This is a genomic window from Chryseobacterium sp. FR048 (assembly GCF_056844665.1).
In genome coordinates, this window is the sequence record NZ_JBXDSE010000007.1 from 362,700 (window position 1) to 389,442 (window position 26,743).

At 37.5% G+C, this 26,743-nt stretch carries 24 protein-coding genes and 1 pseudogene; 11 read left to right on the plus strand and 14 right to left on the minus strand.

Annotated features, from left to right (window positions below):
• Nucleotides 1–24 precede the first annotated feature (24 nt).
• Nucleotides 25–1,923: a GEVED domain-containing protein gene (locus AC106K_RS20365; RefSeq protein WP_482447268.1), complete on the minus strand. Its 1,899-nt coding sequence runs from the start codon at nucleotides 1,921–1,923 to the stop codon at nucleotides 25–27.
• Between the two features lie 222 nt (nucleotides 1,924–2,145).
• Here AC106K_RS20365 and AC106K_RS20370 point away from each other — a divergent pair, with 222 nt between their 5' ends.
• The 4 genes from AC106K_RS20370 (at nucleotide 2,146) to AC106K_RS20385 (ending at nucleotide 5,244) form a co-directional block, all read left to right on the plus strand.
• Nucleotides 2,146–3,216, plus strand: a complete 1,071-nt coding sequence (locus tag AC106K_RS20370; RefSeq protein ID WP_482447269.1) for a DUF4407 domain-containing protein — start codon at nucleotides 2,146–2,148, stop codon at nucleotides 3,214–3,216.
• A 224-nt stretch (nucleotides 3,217–3,440) separates the two neighbouring features.
• Complete coding sequence (locus AC106K_RS20375) at nucleotides 3,441–3,617, plus strand: bacteriocin-like protein (RefSeq protein WP_156173009.1); 177 nt, start codon at nucleotides 3,441–3,443, stop codon at nucleotides 3,615–3,617.
• A gap of 344 nt (nucleotides 3,618–3,961) precedes the next feature.
• On the plus strand, nucleotides 3,962–4,555 hold the full coding sequence (locus AC106K_RS20380) for a phage tail protein (protein ID WP_482447271.1): 594 nt from the start codon (nucleotides 3,962–3,964) through the stop codon (nucleotides 4,553–4,555).
• 5 nt (nucleotides 4,556–4,560) lie between these two features.
• The gene (locus tag AC106K_RS20385; RefSeq protein WP_482447272.1) at nucleotides 4,561–5,244 is read left to right on the plus strand and encodes a T9SS type A sorting domain-containing protein; all 684 of its coding nucleotides are present in this window, start codon (nucleotides 4,561–4,563) and stop codon (nucleotides 5,242–5,244) included.
• 161 nt (nucleotides 5,245–5,405) lie between these two features.
• Here the strand turns inward: AC106K_RS20385 and guaB are convergent, their stop codons facing one another.
• From guaB to AC106K_RS20420, 7 genes are all read right to left on the minus strand, one after another.
• Complete coding sequence (gene guaB, locus AC106K_RS20390) at nucleotides 5,406–6,866, minus strand: IMP dehydrogenase (protein ID WP_482447273.1); 1,461 nt, start codon at nucleotides 6,864–6,866, stop codon at nucleotides 5,406–5,408.
• 193 nt (nucleotides 6,867–7,059) lie between these two features.
• Nucleotides 7,060–7,563, minus strand: a complete 504-nt coding sequence (locus AC106K_RS20395) for a DUF4252 domain-containing protein (protein ID WP_482447274.1) — start codon at nucleotides 7,561–7,563, stop codon at nucleotides 7,060–7,062.
• A gap of 12 nt (nucleotides 7,564–7,575) precedes the next feature.
• Nucleotides 7,576–8,865: a DUF4252 domain-containing protein gene (locus AC106K_RS20400; RefSeq protein WP_482447276.1), complete on the minus strand. Its 1,290-nt coding sequence runs from the start codon at nucleotides 8,863–8,865 to the stop codon at nucleotides 7,576–7,578.
• 15 nt (nucleotides 8,866–8,880) lie between these two features.
• Complete coding sequence (locus AC106K_RS20405) at nucleotides 8,881–9,564, minus strand: hypothetical protein (RefSeq protein ID WP_482447277.1); 684 nt, start codon at nucleotides 9,562–9,564, stop codon at nucleotides 8,881–8,883.
• Entirely contained in the window at nucleotides 9,539–10,048 is a 510-nt protein-coding gene (locus AC106K_RS20410; RefSeq protein WP_047098842.1) for a sigma-70 family RNA polymerase sigma factor, read from the minus strand. The genes AC106K_RS20405 and AC106K_RS20410 overlap by 26 nt, the downstream gene beginning before the upstream one ends.
• 99 nt (nucleotides 10,049–10,147) lie before the next feature.
• The gene (locus tag AC106K_RS20415) at nucleotides 10,148–11,308 is read right to left on the minus strand and encodes a GlmU family protein (RefSeq protein ID WP_482447279.1); all 1,161 of its coding nucleotides are present in this window, start codon (nucleotides 11,306–11,308) and stop codon (nucleotides 10,148–10,150) included.
• Nucleotides 11,309–11,595: 287 nt separating this feature from the next.
• A complete protein-coding gene (locus tag AC106K_RS20420) occupies nucleotides 11,596–11,847 on the minus strand; it encodes a type B 50S ribosomal protein L31 (RefSeq protein WP_027375398.1) in 252 nt (83 codons plus the stop codon).
• 185 nt (nucleotides 11,848–12,032) lie between these two features.
• On the opposite strand from AC106K_RS20420, the gene AC106K_RS20425 reads away from it, so the two are divergent.
• The 7 genes from AC106K_RS20425 (at nucleotide 12,033) to AC106K_RS20455 (ending at nucleotide 17,831) form a co-directional block, all read left to right on the plus strand.
• Nucleotides 12,033–13,442 carry a hypothetical protein gene (locus AC106K_RS20425; RefSeq protein ID WP_482447281.1) on the plus strand — a complete coding sequence of 470 codons (1,410 nt, stop codon included), beginning with the start codon at nucleotides 12,033–12,035 and terminating at the stop codon, nucleotides 13,440–13,442.
• A complete protein-coding gene (locus AC106K_RS20430) occupies nucleotides 13,442–13,768 on the plus strand; it encodes a nucleotide pyrophosphohydrolase (RefSeq protein WP_047385875.1) in 327 nt (108 codons plus the stop codon). The genes AC106K_RS20425 and AC106K_RS20430 overlap by 1 nt, the downstream gene beginning before the upstream one ends.
• Before the next feature lie 2 nt (nucleotides 13,769–13,770).
• Complete coding sequence (locus AC106K_RS20435) at nucleotides 13,771–14,055, plus strand: hypothetical protein (RefSeq protein WP_482447283.1); 285 nt, start codon at nucleotides 13,771–13,773, stop codon at nucleotides 14,053–14,055.
• Between the two features lie 169 nt (nucleotides 14,056–14,224).
• Nucleotides 14,225–15,448, plus strand: coding sequence for a 3-phosphoshikimate 1-carboxyvinyltransferase (locus AC106K_RS20440; RefSeq protein WP_482447285.1), 1,224 nt, complete (start codon nucleotides 14,225–14,227; stop codon nucleotides 15,446–15,448).
• An 85-nt stretch (nucleotides 15,449–15,533) separates the two neighbouring features.
• Entirely contained in the window at nucleotides 15,534–16,022 is a 489-nt protein-coding gene (locus tag AC106K_RS20445; RefSeq protein ID WP_482447286.1) for a hypothetical protein, read from the plus strand.
• An 18-nt stretch (nucleotides 16,023–16,040) separates the two neighbouring features.
• Complete coding sequence (locus tag AC106K_RS20450; RefSeq protein WP_482447287.1) at nucleotides 16,041–16,721, plus strand: hypothetical protein; 681 nt, start codon at nucleotides 16,041–16,043, stop codon at nucleotides 16,719–16,721.
• Between the two features lie 108 nt (nucleotides 16,722–16,829).
• Nucleotides 16,830–17,831: a phosphatidylinositol-specific phospholipase C gene (locus AC106K_RS20455; RefSeq protein WP_482447289.1), complete on the plus strand. Its 1,002-nt coding sequence runs from the start codon at nucleotides 16,830–16,832 to the stop codon at nucleotides 17,829–17,831.
• 126 nt (nucleotides 17,832–17,957) lie between these two features.
• Here the strand turns inward: AC106K_RS20455 and AC106K_RS20460 are convergent, their stop codons facing one another.
• From AC106K_RS20460 to AC106K_RS20485, 6 genes and pseudogenes are all read right to left on the minus strand, one after another.
• Nucleotides 17,958–19,781, minus strand: coding sequence for an alkaline phosphatase (locus AC106K_RS20460; RefSeq protein ID WP_482447291.1), 1,824 nt, complete (start codon nucleotides 19,779–19,781; stop codon nucleotides 17,958–17,960).
• A gap of 148 nt (nucleotides 19,782–19,929) precedes the next feature.
• Nucleotides 19,930–21,441 (minus strand): RagB/SusD family nutrient uptake outer membrane protein, encoded by a 1,512-nt coding sequence (locus AC106K_RS20465; protein WP_482447293.1) that lies wholly within the window; start codon nucleotides 21,439–21,441, stop codon nucleotides 19,930–19,932.
• A gap of 22 nt (nucleotides 21,442–21,463) precedes the next feature.
• The gene (locus tag AC106K_RS20470; RefSeq protein ID WP_482447295.1) at nucleotides 21,464–24,352 is read right to left on the minus strand and encodes a SusC/RagA family TonB-linked outer membrane protein; all 2,889 of its coding nucleotides are present in this window, start codon (nucleotides 24,350–24,352) and stop codon (nucleotides 21,464–21,466) included.
• A 341-nt stretch (nucleotides 24,353–24,693) separates the two neighbouring features.
• The gene (locus tag AC106K_RS20475; protein WP_482447297.1) at nucleotides 24,694–25,152 is read right to left on the minus strand and encodes a hypothetical protein; all 459 of its coding nucleotides are present in this window, start codon (nucleotides 25,150–25,152) and stop codon (nucleotides 24,694–24,696) included.
• Nucleotides 25,149–25,556, minus strand: a complete 408-nt coding sequence (locus AC106K_RS20480) for a hypothetical protein (RefSeq protein ID WP_482447298.1) — start codon at nucleotides 25,554–25,556, stop codon at nucleotides 25,149–25,151. Before AC106K_RS20480 ends, AC106K_RS20475 begins: the two co-directional genes overlap by 4 nt.
• Before the next feature lie 7 nt (nucleotides 25,557–25,563).
• Nucleotides 25,564–26,743 (minus strand): annotated as a pseudogene (locus AC106K_RS20485) (hypothetical protein); the annotation flags it as partial.

A 26,743-nucleotide genomic window follows, 5' to 3' on the forward strand; every position in this document is an offset into this window, starting at 1 on the left:
GAGTGAGACAGCCTTTTTTCAAATTTAGTTATTTAAGAATTTCTTGGATTCTTTTTTGTTTTTATTCGAGTAATTGATAATAAATGCTCCTTTTGGAAGTATCCTGTCAATCTGAATTTCGTTCGTTCTGGCATTTCCTTTCTGAATAAGTTTACCGCTTAGATCGTAGATCTGATAATCTCCAAATACATCATCTCTGCTGCCTGCCAGTTTCAACTTATTTTCAGCCTTGAGGTATACCAATTTTGAATCTGTATTAGTCTTAGCTTCTAAAGTCCCCAGAGTACCTGTAATCTTTACAGCATAATCTTCCATCTGACCATATTGTAATTGAGAACAAGCTGTAAGGTCTGGTAAAGTAGCCCCATTAAAGGTTGCAGCATCTACAGCAACTCTCATCCTTAGGTAAGTATCTGTAACAGCATTGGCAGGAGGCGTAATATTATTGGTAAGAGTAATCCCTCCGCTTGCAGCTACAGAAGCTGATAAATTATTGACCACCAATTCTGACTCATCGAATATTCCATTATTATTATAATCTATCCAAACTTTTGTTGTAAACTTATTAGCCTGGTTAAAACCATTTTCATAACTTACTTTCAATGGTGTACTGGAATTTAGAGGAATCTCCGTATAATAAGCAGGTCTGATACAACTTGCCGTCGTATAATCTTCGTAAAACTTCGGTGCCGGTTCATCTGAATCATATCCATTAGTCATACTGCTTAACGAACCAAACTGAACTCTTGTAGGGCCTATCGCAAAATTATTATTGGCAGGGTTTACAATTCCAGGAGGAGTACACTGTGCGGCGATTACAGAAACCGGTGACGGAATTACAACGGACGGGTCCTGTGCTGCGGTTGAGCTCAATAAGTTCTTTCTGTATTCCATCATCTGCATGATTGCTCTATCTCTTTGACCTTCTGTGAATTTACGGTTAGAGTTAGTATAATTCATTACATTATATTGAGTACCATCATAATTTTGGCTGGTACAAGGGTCTATACTGGTATTCCCCGGAACAGCAACTCCATACATACTTCTCGATGGGGAAGTATCACAAACTCTGTCTCCATCCGTCGCACAATTAGTATTTGCCGGACAAGAGGTCTGGTTGGTATAGTTGATCCCCTGAAAAGTATGGTATAATCCGAAAGCATGTCCCAGTTCGTGAGTAAGGGTAGTATCATTTAAGTTCTTTAAGGTTGCGACCTTCATGAAACTTTCATAGAAATAATCATAGGAATCCGGAAATCTTGCATACCCCATTAGACCTCCGGCATTCTGCTGCTGTCCATCAAATCCGATAACGACATATATATTAAAATAAGAAGTCTCCGGCCAGTGTGGAGCCATCGCTTTAATAGCTGAAGCACTAGCTCCATTACTTCCACCATTGGAATCTACTCCTCTTGTATCGTATAAAGGAAGAGAGCTTCCATTATATCTCACAATACCATTGGTAGGAGTACAAGTTGGTGATCTTTTTGCTAAAACCAGCTTAAAAGGAATGACATTTCCTCCTGTAGCCCCTGAACCTTCCGGATAAAAACCATTTCCATAGGTAGTTGCATACATACGATTGGCCCTGTCGATCCAGTCCTGGATATTCTGATCGGTAAGACTTAAATTAGCATTCTGAGTAGCACTGGATTCAATAACGTGTACTACAACCGGAATTTCAAATACCTGTCCGGTATACAACCCATTCCAAGAAGTACTTCCTCCTACTTTATTGAGATAGGATTGTTTATCCATATTTCTCAGTTTGGTTTCTACGTCTTCTCTCCTCTTTTTCAGCTCAGGAAACTTCAGATCCATCTTCCGCATCTCTTCATCAAAACCACAATAATGGTCATTATTTTGAGAAAAGGCATTAGAAAACCATGCTACCAGCAAAACGATAGTAATTTTCTTCATATTTCAAATATTTTTTATTTATTTGAAAACAAAAATATTATTTTAAAATCGATTTATCAAAAAAATAATGTTTTTATTCTATTTCCCTATCCATTTTACCCTACATTATAACGTCCTATTTTACAGTAATTTCATCCATAAAAATAAATTACTTGGTAAAACATAATACTATCTTTTACATTGGTATGATTTTTAGTATTACATTTGTATAAATTTTCAGGGATGAAAACAAAACAACAAACTATAAATCAGGGGAATCAAAAAATAAACTGGTTCCAGCATTTTCTTATGATATGTTCCGGTGGGAATATTCATATTTTAAGAAAGACTCCAAGTGAATGGAATAAATTTTCAGGGATTGGAGGGATCGTACTATTCACTGCAGTATTTGCTACGCTGTCTGCAGGCTATGCTATGTATACCGTATTTGACAACATCTGGACTGCGGTAGGATTCGGGATTCTTTGGGGACTCATGATCTTCAATCTGGACCGTTATATTGTTTCTTCAATCAAAAAAACAGGAACATGGTGGAATCAGATACTGATGTCTATTCCGCGTTTGATTCTGGCCACGTTCTTAGGAATCATTATTTCTAAGCCTCTGGAGCTTAAAATTTTTGAAAAAGAAGTCAACAAGCAGTTGAATACGATTATTCAAAGAAATAAAAAGCAACTTCAGGGAGAGATGAATGGCAGAATTCTTCAGCAAAGCGGACCTTTTGAAACGGAGAAACAACAGATCTCCGGGAAAATTGCCCAATATCAGAAAGCTTACGACTCTGCTTCGGTAGAGCTTGAGAAAGAAATCTTAGGGAAACAATCTGGGCTAACCAGTGGTAAGGAAGGCTATGGACCTAACGCCAAGCGTAAACAGGAACTTAAGGAACAGCGCAGACAGGATCTTGAAAATTATCAGAAACAAGCTGCTCCCAGACTGGAATATCTAGACAAAGAGATTTCTAAAGTCTACACCAACCTGGAAACGGAGAGAAAGTCTACGGAAACTTTTGAAGATAAATTCAATGGTTTTGCCGCAAGGCTTCAGGCACTGGATGAACTGGGTAAAAACTCAGCGATTATTGGGCTGGCAGCAACTTTTATCATGGGACTGTTTATCTGTCTTGAGATCTCACCTGTTTTGGTAAAATTAATTTCGCATGTAGGTCCTTATGATCATCTTTTGGAGAAAACAGAAAATGACTTCAGACTCTATTCTAAGGAAAAAATTGAAAAAGGCAATGCTCTGACCGATTTCCGGATCGATGATTTTAAAGATAATTTATACAAGTAATCACATACCATCAATATATTTCACCTTCCTGTTTATTCAGGAAGGTTTTTTTATGATCTGAAGCCTGACAGGATTCTTCTATTAAAGCTGGAAAGTAGGAAGGCTAAATACGAATCAAAAAGAATTTTAAATACAAAATCATAAAATAGTATAAAAAATGGAAAGTCTTAATAAAAAAAGATACATTTGAATAGCAACAAATTAAAATCAAAAACTTCATTATTATGAAAAATTTAAAAAAAATCTCAAGAGAAAGTCTAAAAAGCATCAAAGGAGGATTTAAAATGTGCAACAGCGAGCTGCCTAACTTTGGCTGCGGTAGTGCCGATGTGTTCTGCTGTGGTCCGGGAGGATGCAGAAGAATCTCAGACCTGCCACCAGGTTCATGTTCTATTTTATAGTAAATAATACTAAAAAAATATTGATGCGAAAATCTCATTCGTATTCACATCAAAAGCCATTGCATTCGCAGTGGTTTTTTTATTTGTCTTCTTCATTGCAACGAATCTGTTCTTATCGATTGTTGTTTTCAGCAATTATTAATCCCATCTCTCATTAATAAAAGGGGCATGGTGTTAATATAAAGGGGGGCATTTTATCGAAAATAAATTAGAGAAAAAATCTATTAAATAAAATATTTTAATTAATAATATCTAACAAATATACATTTAACATAAATATTTTACTTAAATATAAAAAATCATACAAAATATTCTCTAACTTTATGTAGCTAAATTCTACTATCATGAAAAACTTTATCTTTCTATGCACACTGCTCATCTGCGGTGCATTTACACCTACATTAAAAGCTCAGGCTTCCGATCCTTTTCTGGGACAGATTGCATTTGTACCCTATACTTTTGTTCCAAAAAACTGGGCAGAATGTAATGGGCAGCTATTATCCATAGCTCAAAATACAGCACTTTTTTCACTTTTGGGAACTACTTACGGGGGAAATGGCACTACCACATTTGCTTTACCGGATATGAGAGGAAGGGTACTTGTTCATAACGGGCAGGCACCCGGAGGGCCAACCAATTACACTATGGGACAAATTGGTGGTGCTGAAAGTGTAACTTTGAATGTTACTCAAATGCCTTCTCACAACCATACTGTAAATGCTGTAACGGCTGAAGGAAATCAGAATATCCCTACCGGAAGTCTTCCGGCCAACACCAAGGTTCTGGATAAGGAATACTCTGATACTACAGCTGATACTACTATGAAAAGTACAATGCTGAATAATACAGGAGGAAATCAGCCTCATGAAAACAGACCTCCGTTTATTACTCTGAAGTGTATTATTTCATTAACAGGCATATTTCCTTCTCAAAATTAGCAACTATGAAAATCCTTTACTTAATAGGTCTTACAATTGGAAGCCTTGCTTCTGGTCAGACCATAACTTTTAATGGCTGTCATAATTTATTTGATGATCAAAACTTTGTTTTTAATAAAACCGGAGTAGATACTTTCAATAAAAATATTTATATGACAACGCCTATTGATGGACAGCCCTGTGGCGGTTTGGGAACCTGTGAGTTTAAAATTCAGTGGAACAACACTCTTACAAGGTGGGAGTTTTTGGCCGATGAAGGCAATGGAACTTTTACCAGTCCCTATCTAATTTATTATAATTCCACAGGAAATAATTCTTTAGCCATTCCTCCGGGAAACAGCATTGGAACATGGACTGAAAACACTACAACAACTACCGGGCAATGTGGAGGCAGCCTTACAGCGGCCAATTCTACCATGACCGGCGATGTACAAACGATTACATTAGGAACCACCGAGGTTACGCAAAAAAAGATACAGATTTTTCCTAATCCTGTTTCAGATTTCATCCGTATTTCAGGGATGGATAACGGTCGTACGGTTCAGATATATAATATAGACGGCCGTCTTGTAGTCTCTGAAATGTTTGATCCAAAATTAGATGTTTCGCAGCTTATCCCGGGAACTTATGTATTAAAAATTACCACGAAAGATCTTCAGCACTATGAATTTAAATTCCTGAAAAAGTAAAACTATTACAAGAAATAAACTCACTTAAAGCTTTCGGTATCCGGAAGCTTTTTATTTTAATCAAAAATATTGAATGAAAGAACTTATGCATCCGTCGCTAAAACAAAAATCGGCTGTCTACAAATGTGACAGCCGATTTTATATCTGAAAATCTTTAAATTTTATAAAGAATAGTTAGGAGCTTCCTGTGTAATAATTACATCATGCGGGTGAGATTCTTTCAATCCGCTTCCTGTAATCATCACCAGTTTGGAATCTTTTTGCAGCGCTTCAACATCTTTAGCACCACAGTATCCCATACCTGCTCTTAAACCTCCGGTTAACTGGAAGATCACATCTTCTAATTTTCCTTTATGAGGTACTCTTCCTTCAATTCCTTCCGGAACGAATTTCTTAGCTTCACTCTGGAAATATCTTTCTTTTCCTCCTCTCTTCATTGCAGAAAGACTTCCCATTCCCTGGTAAGACTTGAATTTTCTTCCCTGGAAGATAATTTCCTCACCCGGAGCTTCGTCTGTTCCTGCTAAAAGAGATCCAAGCATCACGGCTCCTGCTCCACTTGCAATAGCTTTTACAATATCTCCTGAAAGTTTGATTCCTCCATCAGCAATAACCGTTACGTTCTGAGATTTTGCATATTCGTATACGTTATAAATTGCAGACAATTGAGGAACACCTACTCCTGCCACTACTCTGGTTGTACAGATAGAACCTGGTCCTACTCCTACTTTAAGAACGTTTGCTCCGGCAGCAATAAGATCTTTTGCCGCTTCAGCAGTTACAATATTTCCACCTACAAGATCAAGATCTGGATATGCTTTTCTGATCTCTGCAATTCTGTCTAATACTCCTTTAGAATGTCCGTGAGCAGAATCGATCGCTACAATATCAACTCCAGCCTTAACCAAAGCTTCAATTCTTTCTAATGTATCTTCACCTACTCCTACTCCTGCTCCTACAATAAGACGACCGTTTTGATCTTTATTAGCATTCGGGTATTCTAATTGATTGTCAATATCCTTGATCGTGATTAAACCTACAAGCTTGTTATCTTTATCTACGATCGGCAGTTTTTCCACTCTGTTCTTAAGAAGGATTTCTTTTGCCTTTTCAAGGTTGGTATCTTTGTCTGAAGTGATCAAATTTTCTTTGGTCATGATCTCTTCTACTTTCATCCCAAGATTTTCCTGGTACTTTACATCTCTGTTGGTAATGATTCCGATCAGAACATTATCAGCATCTACTACAGGAAGTCCGGAGATCTTGTATTTTGACATCATCTCTTTAGCTTCACCTAAAGTATGATCTTTGGATAGGGTTACCGGATCAGAAATCATTCCGTTTTCGGAACGTTTCACACGGTTTACCTGTGCTGCCTGCTCAGCAATCGTCATGTTTTTGTGAATAAAGCCTAAACCTCCCACTCTTGCCAAAGCAATAGCCAGATCAGCTTCAGTAACAGTGTCCATCGCAGCGGAAACTATCGGAACATTCAGCGTGATTTTGTCGGTAAGTCTTGATTTTAATGAAACCTGGTTAGGTAAAACTTCTGAATAAGAAGGGACTAGAAGAACGTCATCGAAAGTGATGGCTGTCTCTACAATTTTGTTATGAATAGACATCTTTACTTTCTTTGCAAAATTAGGTTATTTTGACGAGATATGAAAATCCTTTTTGATAGTTTAAATAAAATTTAATAATCAATAACTTAAATCGAAAAACCGCTCTTTTTTGAAGAACGGTTTGATTACAAAATAAATTGAATAAGTCTGAAACTACTTGTAATTGTTATTTTAATTTGCTTTTAAGGCAAAATTATCTGGTGGAAACTGAGCTGATCATTTTTGAAATATCCTGGGTCGTAAAGTTCCCTTTCACATCTACGAACACGATATCTTTATTTTTAGAATCTATCGTAATCAGCATATTTTTCACTGTATCTCCATTTTGTTTTACCCGGATATTGATATGATCACCATCGTGTTTTATCGTTGCCCAGTCTTCGTAATGATTATCATTCAGGTATTGGGCATAGTCATCAAGCATTTCTTTACTTCCGTTTTCTATGGTAAGTACTTTTATCTTTGAAGCCTTCTTTACCAAATTGACGGTTTCCTCACTTTCTCCTTCCTCTCTCAACGCTTTTTTGATGTAAGATTTAGCCAGAACCATCGGCACATTAATACTCGTAAACTTAGCTCCTTTGAAATCGTACGCTGAGTTGGAGAAAAACTCCATATTCGGCTTTTCTGAAACCACACAGGACTGTAACATCCCTATCATGAGAAGAGCCAGAAAAATGTTTCTAAGGGTTTTCATTGTTTTAGCTTTTTATTTAGTTTGTCTAAGGCTTCCTCCTGAAACTTTATCTACTCTGGCATCAAGCTCCGGATTCCCTTTCAGTTTTACTGCTGCTCCTGAGGAAACACTTACTTTAAGCTTATCTGTAACAAACAGGGAAAGACTCGCTCCTGATGTAGATTCTGCTACTGCTGTAGCGATTTTAAGGTCATCTGCTTTACAAAAAGATCCGCTATTCACATCAATCACTGCGGAAGCTGCCTGACCGGATAAATTTACATTGGCTCCGCTTGAAATATCCAATGCCAGTTTTGAAGCGTTAAGCTCAGCTTTCAGAACAGATCCGGAATTAACGTTAACGGCAGCAGCCTGCTTAATATCAAATTTTCCTTTAATCACAGATCCTGCTTCAGCTTCAATGTCCAAACTGTTATCCATCACAGTATCCACGGCTGTAAAGATACTTCCCGATGATGTTTTGATTCCTTTCAGATGAGGAGAAGAAACATTGATGCTCAGATTTTTAAATCTAACGTTTCGCTGTCCTTTATTATCTATATATATTTTCAATACACCGTCTTCCACCTCGGTGATCACATACTTCAGTTTATCTGCATCAGCAATTACTTTTACACTTCTGTTATTGTCCTGCTTATAGTTAACAATAACTCCCACACTTGCATCTATTTTTGAGAATTCACCTACATTTCTGCTATCCCCGTTCAGGTAAGAAGAGGTATTATCTGAAGTGAGATCATTTCGAAGGGATGTTGTTTTGGCAGAACCTGTCTTTATTTCGCTGGAATTGACAATTTTATTCACATCAGACATTTTCATTTTCCCGTTGAGGATAAAAATAATATTCTCTTCCTTGGAGTCTACATTAAACACCAGGTTTTCGAGATAGTTATCTTTTTCGTCTTCAGCCAGAAACTTCATGGATGTGCCATCGCTGTTCATAGACATCAGTTCGTTGAAATTAAGAGCTTTCAAAGCTTTGTTTACTTTCTCTGTCTTTTCTTCGTTCAAACCTATATTAGCCAGATTTTCATTCTTCAGATCATCCGGAAACGTAGCTTTCGGAATAATCAGAATCTTAAGCCCATCCACCTCGTTCAGAATAGGTTTTATTTTTCCCACATAGGCATCATTGACGTCAATGGTATTCAACAATTTGAACATAGGTTTTTTGATATTGATGGACGTTACTCCGCCATTCTTTTCAAAATCCTGGAAAAGTTTATTTAATTTGTCAGTCTGTGCAGAATAAGTTACCAAACTGTTTAAAATTATGGCGATTATAAAAAATATCTTTTTCATGAGGCTGATCTGATTTTAGTATTCGTTGTCAAGGTTTTCATTTTTCTGAGAAGATGCTACTGTTTTTTTAAACTCGCTTCCTAATTTCATGAAGGAATATCGGGTAACATCTATCGCTTCTTTTTCACTGCTGATTCTTTTACCGTTTACAATGACATAAGAATCATTGTATACTGTAGAATCATTTAAATTTTTATTTTGGAAAGAAGTATTGCTGACATATCTTGGTCTTGCTTCTTTTTTAAGTCTTCCTCTTTTTGGCAGGATCTCGTCCAGAACATCTTTTTCCGCTACGTGATTATCCTGAAAGACAGAATCTTTTTTTGCTTCGGGAATAGAATCCGTATGGTTCACGGCCACTTGTTCCTGATGATCTCTGTTCTCTTCCAAAAATCCGGTTTTCTGTTTTAAGATTTCATCTTTCACCAGTTTTTCTCTGTCCTGAACACCCGCCCCGGTCTCTTTATTATTGAGAAAGAATCCGATCCCGAAAATCAGCATGACGCTGGCGGCCATCCAGAACCATTTAGGAAAAGACGGTTTTTTCTTTTCTTCCAACGGAATAATTGGAGCAGCATTCTCCTCAGGTTCTTCACCTTCTGCCTTCTGGAGAAAATCTTCAAAGCTCCAGTCCATTTTGTCTTCCTTGAGGTCGCTGAAGATTTCGTTATATTTATCTTGTAATTGATCTTTTTTCATAGCTCATCAGTTGTGAGATTTGTTCTTTTACTTTTTGTCTTGCCCGCATAAGGTTTACCCTTACCGCATTTTCTTCCATTTCCAGCATTTCAGAAATTTCAGAAATATCGTACTCCTCCACATCTTTCAGATGGATCACCATCTTTTGTTTTTCCGGGAGCTGATTGATAAATCCTACAATATGTTCCTTAAGGTTATCAACTTCCATATTATAAAGCTCCGAGCGGTGCAGCTGCATATCCGCAAAACCGATCTTTACATCGTGATGCTTCAGCCGGTTCAGGCATTCGTTCCGGACGGACTTCAGCGCATAGGACTTAAAATTTCCAAATTGCCCAAGCTCGTCTCTCTTTTGCCAAAACTTCATCATGAGATCCTGTACCACATCTTCCGCTTCATCACTGCTCATGACGAACCGTTTCGCAAAACGATACATCTCGTCTTTGAGAATAAACACCGTATTCTTGAAGGTTTCCTGGGTCATGAGTTTTGTTTCTTATAGGTAAGACAACCAGAGTTTCTAATCTATTACATCAAAAATAAAAAAACTTCAAAAAAAATTGAAGTTTTTATTTTAATTGGATTAATACGTATCAAATATATGCTTCAGAATCGCCTTATCTTCCTCTGTTAAAGCTACTTTCCTTCTGGCCATTGCTCTTTCTGCCACTTCATAGACTTTATCCAGTTTAAATCTTTCATCATCCTTCAGACCTCCCCATGAGAAGTTTTCCACAAGATTTGGTGGAAAACCCGGTTTGAAAATATTGGAGGCTACCCCGATAACGGTTCCTGTATTCAGCTGAGTATTGATTGCCGTTTTGGAATGATCTCCCATAATAAGGCCGGCAAATTGCAACCCTGTATCTTCAAAAGCTTTGGTTCTGTAGTTCCATAGCTTGACGTGGCTGTAATTGTTTTTGAGATTGGAGGAATTGGTATCCGCTCCAAAGTTACACCACTCACCGATCACAGAATTTCCAACAAAGCCTTCATGCCCTTTGCTGGTATATCCGAAGATGATGATATTATTCACTTCACCTCCTACTTTACAATGCGGACCAATCGTAGTTGCCCCGTAAATTTTAGATCCAAGATTAAATTTGGAATCATCGCCCAAAACTATAGGCCCACGAAGATGACATCCCTCCATCACCTCTGCATTTTTACCAATATAGATTTTTCCTGTTTTGGTATTCAGTGTAGAAAATTCAATCTGAGCACCTTCTTCAATAAATAAATCGTTTTTATCTCCTAAAAATCCGTTGGTAGATGACAATTCCTGTGAAGTTCGTCCTTTTGTAAGCAAATCGAAATCGAAATCAATGGCATGATGGTTATAGGTAAACAGATCTGCTGGTTTTTTAAAGAAGATAAGCTCTTCCTTAATATCTGTCATTTTCTCAATCTGATTCAAAGAAAACCCTTTCATATTGATCTTTGCCGCTACCAATTCATCTTCATACACCAAAGCTTCTCCCTGTTTAAGGTCTTTGATTTGCTGAATTACCGTTTCTGTAGGCAGGAAATTGGGAACCAGAAAAAGACTTTCTTTATCTTCCGGACTTTTAAATTTATCCTGAAGATACATTTCCGTAAAATAAGTTACCTCGGTATTTTCCAGAATTTTCTGCCATCTCTCAGAAAATGTAAGGATTCCGCATCGCATGGCAGCCACCGGGCGGGTAAATGTAAGCGGAAGAAAGTCTTCCCAATATTGTGCGTCTGAAAATACTAATTGCATTTTTTAGAAGTTAGAGATTAGAAGTTGGAAATTAGAAACCGATCGTCGGAATTGGAGATTTTTTGCTTCTCCATCAACTTTTAGTTTCTAAGTTCTGTTCAAAACAAAAATACGAAAAGATGTGGGAAGTTGGAATGGAAGACAAAAAGATAATAGAGGGATAGATAATAGACAGGAATGGAAGGTTAAATATTTACCTGCTATGTTTATTAAAAGACTCGTAAATTTCGGATACAAAAAAGCCTTCCAAAAAATTGAAAGGCTTTAATATTGTAGTGATACAAAAATTACTTAGCGAATTTTTTGTATTTGTTCATGAACTTATCAACTCTACCAGCTGTGTCAACTAACTTAACTTTACCAGTGTAGAAAGGGTGAGAAGTTGAAGAGATTTCCATTTTGATTAGTGGGTACTCTTGTCCTTCGAACTCGATAGTGTCTTTTGTTTCTGCAGTAGACTTGCAAAGAAACACCTCGTCGTTACTCATATCTTTGAAAACAACAAGTCTATAATTTTCTGGGTGAATTCCGTTTTTCATAATACTATTTTTAAAAAAATTAAAGTTTGCTTTCGAAATAGTAATGGATATTTCTCTGCTAATTTTAGGTTGCAAAAGTACGACATTTTTTCAAATATCCAAATACTGAATTCAATATTTTTTTCCATGACAAGAAATTTCAAGTATTTTCGTTACATTTGGAACTTACTTAAACTTTAATTTCGATGAAATTCAAATTATTACTGGCTTTTTCTTTCTGGATGCTCCTTGTAGCGGTATCATGTAATAAGGATGATATTACTTTTGACGCGCCTTCACAGCAGTTGGCTTTTTCAAGAGACACGGTATTCTGTGATACGGTTTATCACCAGGTACGTTCGGAAACCTATGTTGTAAAAGTATATAATCAGGAAGATAAGGACATTCTGATTCCAAGGGTGAATCTTGAAAAGGGAGCCGCTTCATTATACAGAATCAATGTAGATGGAAAACCTGGCTATGATTTTAAGAATGTTCCTTTAAGAAAGAAAGACAGTCTTTATATTTTTGTTGAAATTTCCCCTGAAGCTTCGGGACCTGAGGCTATTGCGGAAGATAAAGTTGTTTTCACAGGTCCTGCCGGACAACAGCATGTGACTTTATTTTCTGTAGTACAGGATGCTGAATTTTTTATTCAGACTCCTTCGAATCCGAATCTGATTACCAGCTCTACAACATGGAGCAACAATAAAGCTAAGATTATTTATGGAGATCTTACCATCAATCCTAGTGTCACTCTGGATATTGACCCGGGAACTAAGGTCTATTTCCATAAAAACAGTGGAATGAAGGTTTCTTCCGGAGCGGTTTTAAATATTAACGGAACAATGGATAAGCAGGTGATCATCCGTGGAGACCGAAATGATCCTTATTATGATACGATTTCTAAAAACTGGAACTCGATCAGAATGGAAGCCAACTCTATCCTTAATATGAATCATGCAAGACTTTTCGGAGGAACGAGAGGGCTTGAAATGAGACAGAACACAGCTACTATCAACAATTCATTTATCCACACGTTCTTTGAATACGGAATTTATGCCGTAGGTTCTACAGTGAATGCCACCAATCTTGTCATGAACAATTGCGGCTTATCGTGCATCGGAATTTTCAGAGGTGGAAAACATAGCTATACGCACGCTACGATTGCTAACTATTCTAAGACTATGGGAAGCTTCGAAAGAAACGGAATTTTTGCAACGAATGAGTGGAAAAATGATGCAGGACAAACCGAACAGGGCGCTTTGCAGCAACTTAATATAAGAAACAGTATTGTTTACTCAGACAGAGACAATTCTGTACATTTTGAACAGACCCCGGGACAGCAGTTTGAATTTTTTATCCAGAACTGTTTATTAAAATATTCCGGAACATCGGAAGCTGGTTTCCCTTTTGACAATAATGTAAATGTGGTACAGAGCATTAAAAATGAAGATCCTCAGTTTGTCAATTATTTCATGGCCAAAATGAATTTAAGGGTAAAAACAACTTCTCCGGCAAGAGGCAAAGGAAACACAGCCGTAGCAGGAAGTGTACCTTTTGACATTGTGAATGTATCCAGAACTACTAATCCTACTTTAGGAGCTTATCAATAATGGAAATTACCCAATTACAACAGCAGGTCGATGAGTGGATCAAAACCATTGGCGTAAGATATTTTAATGAGCTGACCAATATGGCCATGCTGACGGAAGAAGTAGGCGAAGTCGCCAGAATCATTGCCAGAAGGTATGGTGAGCAGAGTGAAAAGGAAAGTGACAAAACTAAAGATCTGGGAGAGGAACTGGCAGATGTTCTTTTTGTAACATTGTGCCTGGCCAATCAAACGGGAGTGAATCTTCAGGATGCTTTTGACAGGAAAATGAAGATCAAAACCGACCGTGATAAGGATCGGCATCAGAATAATGAAAAATTAAAATAGCCATGAAATTCGGTCTGTTATTCGTTACTGTTATTTCTTTAAGCTGTTGCACTTCTGAACGTCCTGAATATGAATTCGTGAAAGAAGGGTTTATTACAACCAATGGAATTTATGCCTGGGGAACGGAAAAGAAAATCATGGTAAAAAATCTGGAAAACGCTTCCAAAATATTTGCGATTACAGACGAAAGAGGAGAAATTCTTTATCAGCAACCCTTAAATGTAACCTTTAGCGACAATCATTACTGGTTATGTTATGCTGATGATAAAGAGAATTTATACTATTAAAATGCGGATTATAGTGAAGGCAAAGCATTGATCTGGAATCCGGAATTAAAAAAATACGAAGAAAAAAACTTCTGTTCGACTCAGATTCATCTTCCTGAAAAATTTAAGGATGAATTGAAAAATAAGGCCACTTTAACAGACTGTATGTCTTTAAAATAGAAATGAAATAATGAAGAAGCTTGAAAAATCAACATTAATTGGAAATAAAACAGTACAGATCAGCGGTTCGAAGAGTATTTCGAATCGTTTATTGATTCTGGAAAGTTTGTTTAATACAATAAAAATCGGGAATTTATCCAATTCTCAGGATACCCAGTTGCTGAAAAAAGCATTATCTGAAGATACTGAGATTGTAGACATTCACCACGCAGGAACAGCCATGCGTTTTCTTACCTCCTATTATTCTATCCAGGAAGGAAAAACGACTGTGCTTACCGGCTCTGGCAGAATGAAGGAAAGACCGATCAAAAATCTGGTAACGGCACTGAAAGATCTTGGTGCAGACATCGAATATCTTGAAAATGAAGGATTCCCTCCTTTAAAAATTACAGGAAAAAAAATCACACAGACATCAGTGAATGTTCCTGCCAATATTTCAAGCCAGTTTATTACATCTCTGCTTCTGATTGCAGGGAAACTTGAAAACGGATTGGAAATACATCTTGTAGGGGAAGTGACCTCGAGATCTTATATTGAAATGACCCTTGATATTCTGAGCAGATTTGGGATCAGAAACAGTTTTGAAGGAAATATCATAAAGGTAGAACCCTTTGTTGAAAACCATGCAGCAGCACTTAGCTATGAAGTGGAAAGTGACTGGAGCTCGGCATCTTACTTCTACTCCATCTGTGCATTGGGAAGGGAAACCATCCACCTGAAAAGTTTTTACAAAGAATCTACTCAGGGAGACTCTGCCATTGCAAAAATTTATGAAAAATTCTTCGGCATTACGACTACATTCTCTGAAGATGAGCATAAAATAACACTGCAACCTCAGCCGGACTTTTCTTTTCCTGAAAAAATCGTTCTGGATATGAACAACTGCCCGGATATTGCCCAGACATTGTGTGTCACTGCAGCGGCACTGAAGATTCCTTTTGAAATCTCAGGATTGGGAACCTTAAGAGTAAAGGAAACCGACAGGCTTCTTGCTTTATATAATGAATTGAAAAAACTAGGTACGATAACGGAAATCACAGATCTAACGATTGACTCTGTAAGTTTTGGAGAACCGGAAGACTCTATTTCGATCAAAACTTACCAGGATCACAGGATGGCTATGAGCTTTGCTCCGTTCTGCCTGATCGGGGAACTCAATATCGAAGATGAAGATGTGGTTGAAAAATCGTATCCGATGTTCTGGAATGACCTTGCCGATGTAATGGCACATTAATATGAAAATCTGAAAATGTGGTAATTTGAAAATGGGTCACCTGATCTTTTCAGATTACCACATCATTTATACACAACACCCAATCATGAAAAAATACCTTATCTTATTTGCTTTGGCTCTTCCATTGTCACTTTGGGCACAATACCTGCTTCCCAATGAAGAAATCATCTACTCTTTTGAAACAAAAAATGGAAAGAAAATGACATTGGTGAAGGATAAAAAAGATGGATATATCCAGTATCGTTTTGGAAGCAAGAATCATGTAGAAATGGAATTTCCTTCGGAAAGAACAAAAGACAGCTGGCAGAAATTCAAATACAGATCCTATTACAGAGGCGGCGGAAAACAAAACGCCGGGATGTCTCTCAATTATCTGACATTTACCAACAATGGCTACCAGTATCAGTTATTCAAAACGTATCAGGCTGAAGATGAATCTTATTCTACAGGCGTCACAGTAACGGATGCCAAAGGGAAAGAAACAGATATTGACGGAATATACAAAACGATAAAAGGCTGTCTGTGCCGCTTAGATGACTCGAATCTGATCGTAAAAGAGGATACCGGATTATAATTTTCTGACCTCATCGATATGAAAAAACTGTTTTCTTTCATCGCTCTCTCATTTATCTTTACTTCTTATGCTCAGAACCTGAAGCCACTTTCTGTGCCGAGAGGATATAAAAAAATTGCCGAAGCCAAGGGAGATCTGGATAAAGACGGTAAGGATGAGGTAATCTTGGTATTCAATACAAATACAAGGGCCTCAAAAGAAGAATATCCTGAGGAAGATTACAAAAGAGTTCTTTATATTCTTAAAAATACGGATCATGGTCTGAAGATATGGAAGGAAGTTTCAGGATTTCTTTTTTCCAGTGGAATGGGTTTCAGCCCTGAAAACAACGGTCCGCCACAGATTTCTATAAAAAATAACGCTCTGGTCATCACCCAGGGATTTGATACCAATTCAAGACATACCTTAGCTTACAAACATACATTCAGATTTCAGGATGGTGATTTTTTCCTGATCGGCTCACAGGAAAACTTTGACGACACCTGCGAATTTAATATCCTGCATGAAGCTAATTTCTCAACAGGAAAAGTGATTGTAGATGAGCAATATTATCCCTGTTTCGATGGAGATAAAGCGCCTCAGGAAAATTTTTATAAAGCCTTTACTCATCGGCTGAAAACTCTTATTAAAATGATTGATTTCAAAATCGGAGAACACAAATTTCCTATTCCCGGTTCGAAGAACCATTTTACTTTCTGAAGAACGTCCTTCTTTTAAAAGCAACTTAATCTTCTCTTAAACTTAAATTAACTCCTCTTATCTTGATATATTCTTATTTTTAGGTGACAATAAAAATAAAATAAAACTATGTTCAAGTACAACATGAGACGTCTGGCAGCCATTACTTTGGGTATTGCTACTGCAGGAGTATTCTTTTCCTGCTCCAATGACAGCATTATTGAAAGAGATTCTGATAATACAGGAGTAAGCTCCATGGAAAAAGCCAGTTCCAGAACAGCTTCTTTGGTGCCTATTGTTATGAATAACTGGATGTCCGGATTACAGGATAATATTTCCCTTTCAAAAATTTCGATTCCCGGAACTCATGATTCCGGAGCCCGTGTAGATGCCCCTGTTGTATCAGGTACGGCTAAAACTCAGGACCTCAGCATTGCGGAACAACTGAATGCAGGAGTTCGTTTTCTGGATATACGTTGCAGACATATTGACAATTCTTTCACCATTCATCACGGAGCAATTTACCAAAATCTGAATTTTGATGATGTGCTTAATGCCTGCTATGCATTCCTGGAAAGTCACCCTTCTGAAACAATCATTATGTCTGTAAAAGAAGAGTATGACGCTTCCAATACGACAAGAAGTTTTGAACAGACTTTTGATTCTTATGTTCAGAAAAAACCTTCGAGATGGGATCTTGGAACGACTATTCCCAACCTTGGAGAAGTGAGAGGGAAAATCAAATTATTAAGAAGATTCTCAGCCGGAACTGCTAAAGGGATCAATGCTACTTCATGGGCAGATAATACGACATTCGAGATCAATAATCCGGGCGCATCCCTGAAAGTTCAGGATTATTATAAGGTAACGAATAACGATGATAAATGGAATGGTATTTCAAACCTTTTGAATGAAGCGAAAAATGATACGAGTGGAAAACTCTTCGTTAATTTTACAAGTGGTTACAAACCTGGAATTTTTGGGATTCCAAGTATTCCTACGGTTTCGAACAGCATCAATCCTAAGCTTAAAACATTCTTCCAGACGAATACTAAAGGATCTTATGGAGTAATGCCGATCGATTTTGTAAATGCCGAATTGTCAGAGCTGATCGTAAAGACTAATTTCTAATTTTTTTGTTAGATATATTGAAAGGCTGCTTCGCTTATGGGAGGCAGCCTTTATTGTTTTCATTAAAATATAAAAAAGCTGCTTCAAAAATGAAACAGCCACATTAGTAAAAAAAAGTATTAAAAGTTATTTCTGGAAACCATAAGCCGCCATGATCTTATTGAAGATTTCCGTGTTTTCAAACAGTCCGGTAAACTCTTTGGAATTGGGACCATAAGCAAAAACACTTGATGGAATGGAAGTATGATCATTGGTACTGAAGTTCCCAAATACCCAGCCTTCTTTAAGACTTCCATCCAGAAGGGTCAGACCTCCGGTTTCATGATCTCCTACAACGACCACCAGGGTTTCTTTATTTTCATCAGCAAACTTCATGGCTTTTCCTACTACATGATCAAAATCCAACAGTTCAGTAACAAGCTGTTCTATATTGTTGCTATGTCCGCCACCGTCAGTCTGGGAAGCTTCCACCATCATAAAAAAGCCTTTTTTATTATTTTTCAGATCATTTAAGGTAAGATCGAATGCATCAGCCAGCCAGTTTCCTCTTTGGTTCACTCTTTGGGAAGCCAGAGGATCGATGATCAAAGTACGGTTTATGATTTTATTCACAGATTTCAGATCCTGATACAGGTCTATTTTTGCTTCTTTAAATTTTTGCAGGTTTTCCTGAGACAATCCGCTTGTAGGTCCACCAATCAGAATCTTGGTTTTAGAGGTGGCAAAATCTTTCAGGATAGGTTCAGAACTGTTTCTGTTATCAGAATGTGCATAGAAATCGGCAGGAGTAGCATCGGTCACATCTCCTGTGGAAATCAATCCTGAAACCAAACCTTTATCAGCAATAATATCAGGAATCTGAGCCAGCGCTTTTCCCATATGATCTACTCCTACAAATGTATTTTTGGTTTTCACTCCGGTTGCAAATGCGGTAGAACCCGGAGCAGAATCTGTAATATACGCATTAGAGGAATTCGTTTTAGACAGCCCTGTGGATTTCATGTTGAAAACATTCAGCTTTCCTTTGTTGGCGGTAAAAGCAGCATAATACTGCGGAAGAGAAGTTCCGTCCGGAATCAGGAGAATGACATTCTTTACTTTTTTACTGACTCCATCTGTTTTATAAGTGGGAGTATAAGTTGCATACTCCTTTGTATTTTTATAAAAGTTTTTCGGGATGGTATTCATGAATTTTTTAAGATCCGGAATATGATCGGTATTGATATAATCCACGCCCAGATCCATAAGGTTTACCCATGCATTCGGAAAGTCAGGCGCTCCATAGAAACGCATCGGCTTCTGTTGGGAATGTGCTTTCTCTACTGCTTCTTTTATCTTTTGTGTTTCTTCATCTCTTGGAATTCCTTTTCCGTTCCACTTTACAATGCCCGGAAGATCGGCACTGAACATTCCTAGTCTTTTCAACTGATCGGGGGAATAGTTTTTATCCAGATCACCATCAAAATACAGATAATTCGGATAGTTTTTAAAATCTACCGGCTGAGGTCTTCCTCCGGTAATAACGATCTTAATTCCGGAATTCCCTGTAATTTCCGGATACTTTTTCAGAGTATTGACTAAAGCACTCAGAGTCGTTTTATAGTCCTGCTTGATGTCAATCAGCAACTGCAGTTTTTTATTGGCATCAGGATAAATATTACCCTTGTTCAGCTTGATCTGCTTAGAAATATTATCCAGATAAAGATTCTCCAGGGTTCTGTCTGATGAAAGTTCCTTTTCTGTATGCGCTACCCAAAGTTTACCTTTTACCAGAAAGACATCTGCTTCAATGGAACCGAAATTTGCATAATATGCCTGCCAGAAAGGAATCTCCTGCATATAATCATTATGTGAATGGGCATTTCCTACGCTATAATTCAAATAGTTTTGTGCCTGATTCTGAGAAAAGACAGCCAAGGCCAGTACAGCCAATATTTTTGATAGTTTCATTCGTATATTTTTAATGTTTCTTATAGGCATTCTGAGACACTTTATCTTTATGCTTCCGGATACCTAGCATTTCATTCTGACTGTGAAAAAACTATATCACCACAGAAACTCCTGTGATGATATAGTGATATTATAAAAGACTAAAATTTTACCAGCCTTCATTTTGTTTAATGACTCCATGACTGTTTACGATTTCAGCCTGTGGAACTGCCCAAACATTATGGATCGCCGGATTAAAGTTTCTTGCTGCCCATACTATTTTCTGTCCATCCATATGATGCAGAGGTTTTGCATAAGTTGCCTGCGCATCTCCCCAACGTACAAGATCCCTGTGTCTGTCTGCCCACTCTCCGGCAAGCTCACAACGTCTTTCATGCTTCAGGTCTGCCATTGTGCATCCGTTTTTCGGAGCCAGCCCGGCACGTACTCTTACCAAATTAATTTCCTGATCAGCAGGTTTTCCCTGCATCAGCAAAGCTTCTGCCTTGATCAGGATCACTTCAGAATAACGCATAATCGGAACCGCAAGGTCTGTACATGGATAATCTCCGTTGGCACTTACGTGGCCGCTGTTCAGCTGATATTTGAATGCATCCATATATTTATTGAACTGAAATCCTGTCACAGAGTTGGTAGACGCATAGGTTCTCTCCTTCCCGTTGAAGGTAAACTTATCTCCGAGTTTCAGTATGGTAGCACTTCTTCTTAAATCCCCGTTTTCATATTCATCATACAATTCTTTTGTAGGCTGGAAATACCCCCATCCGTTGTATTCTCCCCATCCTTTATTTTCAAGCATTACTCCCGGAAGAATACTTCCCCATGCTGTAAATTTCGGTGTACTCGGAACGGACCAGATATATTCTGAACTGTAGTTGTTTTCAGCTTTGAAAACATCTGCAAAATTGTTCAAAAGGGCTCTGTTTCCTTTAGTCATTACTTCATTGGCCCAGAATTCTGCATTTTTCCAGTCTTTCATAAACAGGTATACTTTTGCCAAAAGCGCCCAGGCTGCAGCTTTATGAGGTCTTCCGTAATCTTTTGCCGGAAGTTCTGCCTGAGTAGGCAATAATTCGGCTGCTCTTTTCAGGTCATTCACAATATAATTGTAGTTTTCCATCACATTCGCCGCTCTTGGGATCGGATTAGGATCCGGTTCTTTGGAACGGTCAATAATAGGAACACCTGCTTTCTCATTTCCATAGTTATAAGCCAATTCAAAATACATTCTGCTGCTCATGAATAAAGCTTCTCCCAGGTATTTATTTTTAATGGACGGTGAAGTCTGGATATTATCAATATTGCGGATCACACGGTTGGCAACTCCTATTACATTATATCTTTTGTTCCACTGAGTTTCCAGATCTCCTGCTGCGATATAATTGCTGCTGAAGTTCTTGGCATTATCAGCTTCGTTTTTTCCTCTTCCTGTCACCATATCATCACTGGCATTGATAAACCAAAACAAACCTCTTCCATAGAATTCCTCGTTATACAAAGGCTTGTACATTGCATTCGCTCCGGTAATCAAATCATTTTCCGTTTTCCAGAAACTGGCTTCTGTAGGCGTTCCTTCCGGCTGAACATCCAGTTCTCCTGTACATGATAGAAGCATTACGGATATTCCTGATACTAAAAATATTTTATTGAAAATTTTCATTTTTTTACTTTTTTATTTAAGATTATAAACCGATTTCCACTCCGAAGATGAATGAACGTGCCTGAGGGTATCTTCCGGTATCCACTCCATAAGAATTCATTCCTACTTCAGGGTCAAAGCCTGTGTATTTGGTTATTGTGAACAGGTTGTTGGTTGTTACATAAATTCTTACTTTATTCACATCCAGTTTTTTGTAAAGCTCTCTTGGCAATGAATACCCGATGGTAAGGTTTTTCAGTCTGAGATAAGATCCGTCTTCTACGTAGAAATCAGAGACTTTGGAATAGTTTCCGCTTGGGTCTCCATATACTAGTCTTGGAATATCTGTATTGGTATTCTGAGGGGTCCATGCATTCAGAATATCTCTTTCCATATTGTAATTCTGGCCGGTTCCTCCTGGATTCAGGGAAATAAACTTCAGACCGTTGAAGATCTTATTGCCGTATACTCCCTGGAAGAAGACGTTCAGATCAAAGTTTTTCCAGGTCATATTATATGAAAACCCGTAAGAGAACTTAGGATATGGACTTCCAAGGTTAACAAAGTCATTGTTATTAAGAGTTCCGGTATTTCCTTCTTTCTTCAGGAATTTGATGTCGCCCGGTCTTGCATTCGGCTGGATAAGATTTCCGTTGGCATCTTTATAATTATTGATCTCCTCCTGAGTCTGGAAAATTCCTCCTGTCTTGTAACCATAATAGGAATAAAGGGCATCTCCTACTTTCACACGGGTAGGTTTCAATACTCCTCTTACTCCGTTGTCGTTGATAAAGATCTCATTAACATCCGCCAACTGCTTCACCGTATTTTTTAGTTGACTAAAAGTCGCTCCTATCGAATAGGTAAAATCTCCTGATCCTCTGCTGTTATAATTGATCCCTACTTCGTATCCTTTGTCCTGGAATAACCCCGCATTCACATATTGATTATTATAAGTGGAGGTACTTGGTAAGCTTACATTGAAGATCTGGTCTTTGGAGTTCTTCACGAAATAATCAAACTGTAAGGAAAGGCTGTTGTGAAGGAAAGAAGCATCTACCCCAAAGTTGGTCTGCTCAGACTTTCCCCATTTCAGATCCGGATTCGGACGCGTAACTGCATAGTAAGCAATATTCTGAGTAGGATCCTGACCGAAGATAATATTGTTATCTCTGATCATCAAAGGATTCACAGCCTGTGGTGAAATTCCTCCAAGGTTCCCCAGAACACCGTAACTTCCTCTTAACTTCAGACTTGAAAGCCATGAAATATCCTGCATAAAGTTTTCCTTAGACACTACCCATGCTCCTGAAACGGCATAGTAATTGGCAAATCTGTTTTTCTTTGCAACCAGTGATGAACCGTCTCTTCTTCCCAGTAAACTCACAATATACTTGCCTGCATAATCATAATTTACCCTTGCCAGGTAAGAAACCAAAGCCTGCTTATATCGGTAACTGGAAACTTCTTTATTGGTATCCGCGGCATTCTGAAGATGTTGGAAAACCTCTGCCTCACTTCTGAAGTCATATGCTTTGGCAGAAAATCCTTCATCAATTGTTTTCTGGAAAGTGAAACCGCCAAGGAAATCAAAATTATGTTTGCCTGCTGTAATTTTATAGGTAAGAAGCTGCTCTGCAAGCGCTGTAGAAGAATTGTTAGACTGGTATTCTAAATTATTGGTATCGAAAATTTTTCCGACTTCAAGTACTCTGTAAGTAAAGTTTTTAACATTCCCCAACCTGAAGGTCTGTGAAAAGTTGGACCGGAATTTTAAATCTTTTGCTAAAGTAATCTCCGCATAAGGATTGATTAAAATTTCGTGAGTAGGATTCCTGATATTGATCCTTTTAAGATACGCTACAGGATTGATCATATCTCCATATCCTCCTGCCACATCAATCGGCAATCCTGAAAAAGCTCCTGATGGCGTATATACCGGAACATTTGGCGGATAATACATGGCAGCTACTACAGCTCCTGTATACCCACTCTTCGTATCTGCTGTATTCCCGTCAGAGTAATTGTAATACATATTTTCTCCAACCGTTAACCAGTCTTTTATTTTATGTTCAGAATTTACTCTGAAATTGTATCGTTTCGCCTGAGTATTCAATAAGATCCCTTCCAGCATTCTATGGTTCATCCCCACAAAATATTTGGACTTGTCACTTCCTCCGCTCAGGTTGACGTTATATTCCTGAATCGTTCCTGTACGGAAAATCTCTTTCATCCAGTCGGTTCTGGTAATTCTTCCGTCAGGATACAGCTTAGGATTGAAAGCGATTGGTAAACTTTCTAGTTTCCCGGCATTTTCAAAAGCTTTGTACATGACATCCTGGAATTCTGCTGCATTCAGAGATTCTTTTAATCTCCATGCCTGGTTAATTCCGTATTTAACATCAAAATCCAATGTAAGGTTTCCTTTTTTACCTTTTTTCGTGGTAATGAGGATCACCCCTCCGGAAGATCTTGCCCCATAAATGGCTGCAGAGGCATCCTTCAGAACCGATATATCCTGAATATCATTTGGGTTGATAGACGGTGTACCATTAAAGACGACTCCATCTACAACATACAACGGAGTCTCCCCGTTAATTCCTCCCAAACCACGGATATTCACTTTGGGTGAACCGTTCGGATCTCCACCTTCGTTCACAACAGTTACTCCGGGTGCTTTTCCCTGAAGTACTTCTCCTACTCCGGATAAAGATCTCGAAGTAAGCTTATCCAATGAAGCCTCGGAAACGGCTCCGGATACTTTACTCTTTTTCTGTGTTCCGTACCCTACAACGACAATCTCGTCAATGGATTTTTCTTTTAAACTGTCTTTTTTCTGAGCGAGGAACATCGGTGAAGCTGATATTGCACCAATAAGTAATACCCTACCCGTGAAATAAGTTACTGAGACAGGGATTTTAAATACATTCATGACATCCTTTTTGATTGATGCAAAATTAGAACAGCTCTTTCCCTCGTAGCATTAAGAGTTTCTTATGTTTTTATTAAGAAATTTTAGCTTTTTACAAATACCTCCTACCATAATAAAAAACTAATCTATTGTTTATCAATACAATGAGCAAATAAAGTAATCATTCAGATTTTATCCAACCTCTTATTTTATGTTAAGTTTGTTTTAAGTTTATGATCAATGAGAGACAATAATTTTGTGTTCAAACTTATGGTTTGCATTTAACAACAAAACCTCTGACATTTCAGAGGTTTATTTATAAGCATAGTGATATTAACTAAGAAATACCAGAAAAAGCAATCTTACCTGTACACAATTATATCTTTTATAATCTTACTTCCATAGAAAGACCGTTCATCGTTGGTAAAATAAAAATTATTTTTCTGTTCGTAATATTTCGTTTCATTTCTTGGAATAGGATCTACCCATTTGATTAATAATGTAATTGCATTATTAAATCCCATTTCTTTGTTTGCAAATTTAAACCTTGAATCAGCTGATATTGTTTTAACCCTCCCTATTGAAAATGACCAAGCAGTTTTAGGTTGTATCATTGTCATATCATTTAAAAGTACTGAAAAAGGTTTTCCTATATATTTATTTTTAGAGGATTCAAATTCTTTGAGATAAGATAATGTATCTCTGACATACTTTACTCTGCAATGTGTTATAATAGTAACGTAACCATCTTTATCCCGGATTACTTCCTGAGCATTCAAAAAAGAACCAATCACTAATAGCAATACGATTAATAACCTCATCTGTAAACAATTATATCTTTTATAATCTTACTCCCATAGAAAGACCGTTCATCATTAGTAAAATAAAAATTATTTTTCTGTTCATAATATTTTGTTTCATTTCTTGGAATAGGATCTACCCATTTGATTAATAATGTAATAGAATTATGAAAGCTTTGTTCAATATTAGCAAAATTAAATCTTGTATCTGCAGATACTGTTTTCACTCTTCCCATTGAAAATGACCAGACTGTTCTAGGTTGTATCATTGTCATATCATTTAAAAGTACTGAAAAGGGTTTATTAATATAGTTTACTTTATTCGCTTCAAACTGTTTTAAATAGTTCAAGGTATCTAATTGAGCATTTATTAAAATACATCCAAACAGGAGTATAAATGCTATTATTTTTTTATTATTTTTCATATCTCAGTTATTTTAGGTTACAATCCGGTGTTTGTTTATAAGTACTTACAGATACTGTAACTCCGTTTATATTTATATTGTGTATATCCTCCTCTACAAATATAGAATTAAAATTTCCCGAAGAATCACTTTGACTTAAAGTAGCTCCCACATCGTACTTACTTAGAACAAATGCAGTAGCATTAGCCATAGCATTATCATCTGATAGACCTTGATATATAAACTGCTTAATTGCACTAACAAAACTTACATATATAGGGGAAGTAGTTTGCCAATTTGAAGTCGACATATCCAGGTTACTACCTGCAGAATGATTCGCCACAAAATTGGCATATTTTACAGGATCAATAATTGTTAAAGCATAACTTATCCCTCCATCAGCAAAAACGAAAAAGTTTGTAAATTTTGGATTAATAACATTTGCTCCCTGTAGTGAATATATGTCTCCGGCAGAAAAACAATTGTACAGATCTGGTGTATGGGTATGGGCCCCTCCTTCTATTGATAAATTAGGATTATTTGCCTGCAGCCCTACCTGATTACCAGCTGTAGCCGTTTTAATTGGTGTTGTATCATAATTTCCACTAGAATCCTTTCCATAGGAAAAAGATTTTTCATTAGTATCTGTACTTAAAGTACTTGTAATCTGGCTTTTTGCCGCGACTATTTTAGCTTTATTTAATAATTCTTTGGCTTTGGTATTGCCTTTAAATGCTTTTTGGCAAGGGTCATCAATTCCGGGAAGTGTTCCCCCTCCACCACATCCCGGAGCAGGTCTGTAAAAAACCGAAGCAAGCCCGCAGGGATCTTTTGGTGGTGCTGTAGTTCCTCCACTACTGCCATCGCCGCCACCTTCGCTACCGCTTCCGTCCCAGGTAGGAAAATCGCTGTTCCCGTCAATAAATATAGTAGTGATGGTAGTACCGCATGTTGTACTTTTACATTTGCTGCATCCGTCACAATAACCAATCGGCTTATCATTTTTGCAATGCCACGATGTAGTGCAGGTTGTGTTGTAAATTACTAATATCTTATCTTCAGCATTATGCTCCACGTTATGGGTAAAGTCTCCGTGATCACCTTTGTAGATCAACCTGTTGTTTTCTCCTTCTTTATGGCCTGCAAACAGATCAGTCGGGATATTGGTAAAAACTTCATTCCCAAAGGTATGATGATCCATCATAATG

Bases quoted from the DNA above. Each gene is read 5' to 3' on its own strand.
- AC106K_RS20365 (WP_482447268.1), bottom strand. From the start codon at position 1,923: ATGAAGAAAATTACTATCGTTTTGCTGGTAGCATGGTTTTCTAATGCC.
- AC106K_RS20370 (WP_482447269.1), top strand. From the start codon at position 2,146: ATGAAAACAAAACAACAAACTATAAATCAGGGGAATCAAAAAATAAAC.
- AC106K_RS20375 (WP_156173009.1), top strand. From the start codon at position 3,441: ATGAAAAATTTAAAAAAAATCTCAAGAGAAAGTCTAAAAAGCATCAAA.
- AC106K_RS20380 (WP_482447271.1), top strand. From the start codon at position 3,962: ATGAAAAACTTTATCTTTCTATGCACACTGCTCATCTGCGGTGCATTT.
- AC106K_RS20385 (WP_482447272.1), top strand. From the start codon at position 4,561: ATGAAAATCCTTTACTTAATAGGTCTTACAATTGGAAGCCTTGCTTCT.
- guaB (WP_482447273.1), bottom strand. From the start codon at position 6,866: ATGTCTATTCATAACAAAATTGTAGAGACAGCCATCACTTTCGATGAC.
- AC106K_RS20395 (WP_482447274.1), bottom strand. From the start codon at position 7,563: ATGAAAACCCTTAGAAACATTTTTCTGGCTCTTCTCATGATAGGGATG.
- AC106K_RS20400 (WP_482447276.1), bottom strand. From the start codon at position 8,865: ATGAAAAAGATATTTTTTATAATCGCCATAATTTTAAACAGTTTGGTA.
- AC106K_RS20405 (WP_482447277.1), bottom strand. From the start codon at position 9,564: ATGAAAAAAGATCAATTACAAGATAAATATAACGAAATCTTCAGCGAC.
- AC106K_RS20410 (WP_047098842.1), bottom strand. From the start codon at position 10,048: ATGACCCAGGAAACCTTCAAGAATACGGTGTTTATTCTCAAAGACGAG.
- AC106K_RS20415 (WP_482447279.1), bottom strand. From the start codon at position 11,308: ATGCAATTAGTATTTTCAGACGCACAATATTGGGAAGACTTTCTTCCG.
- AC106K_RS20420 (WP_027375398.1), bottom strand. From the start codon at position 11,847: ATGAAAAACGGAATTCACCCAGAAAATTATAGACTTGTTGTTTTCAAA.
- AC106K_RS20425 (WP_482447281.1), top strand. From the start codon at position 12,033: ATGAAATTCAAATTATTACTGGCTTTTTCTTTCTGGATGCTCCTTGTA.
- AC106K_RS20430 (WP_047385875.1), top strand. From the start codon at position 13,442: ATGGAAATTACCCAATTACAACAGCAGGTCGATGAGTGGATCAAAACC.
- AC106K_RS20435 (WP_482447283.1), top strand. From the start codon at position 13,771: ATGAAATTCGGTCTGTTATTCGTTACTGTTATTTCTTTAAGCTGTTGC.
- AC106K_RS20440 (WP_482447285.1), top strand. From the start codon at position 14,225: ATGAAGAAGCTTGAAAAATCAACATTAATTGGAAATAAAACAGTACAG.
- AC106K_RS20445 (WP_482447286.1), top strand. From the start codon at position 15,534: ATGAAAAAATACCTTATCTTATTTGCTTTGGCTCTTCCATTGTCACTT.
- AC106K_RS20450 (WP_482447287.1), top strand. From the start codon at position 16,041: ATGAAAAAACTGTTTTCTTTCATCGCTCTCTCATTTATCTTTACTTCT.
- AC106K_RS20455 (WP_482447289.1), top strand. From the start codon at position 16,830: ATGTTCAAGTACAACATGAGACGTCTGGCAGCCATTACTTTGGGTATT.
- AC106K_RS20460 (WP_482447291.1), bottom strand. From the start codon at position 19,781: ATGAAACTATCAAAAATATTGGCTGTACTGGCCTTGGCTGTCTTTTCT.
- AC106K_RS20465 (WP_482447293.1), bottom strand. From the start codon at position 21,441: ATGAAAATTTTCAATAAAATATTTTTAGTATCAGGAATATCCGTAATG.
- AC106K_RS20470 (WP_482447295.1), bottom strand. From the start codon at position 24,352: ATGAATGTATTTAAAATCCCTGTCTCAGTAACTTATTTCACGGGTAGG.
- AC106K_RS20475 (WP_482447297.1), bottom strand. From the start codon at position 25,152: ATGAGGTTATTAATCGTATTGCTATTAGTGATTGGTTCTTTTTTGAAT.
- AC106K_RS20480 (WP_482447298.1), bottom strand. From the start codon at position 25,556: ATGAAAAATAATAAAAAAATAATAGCATTTATACTCCTGTTTGGATGT.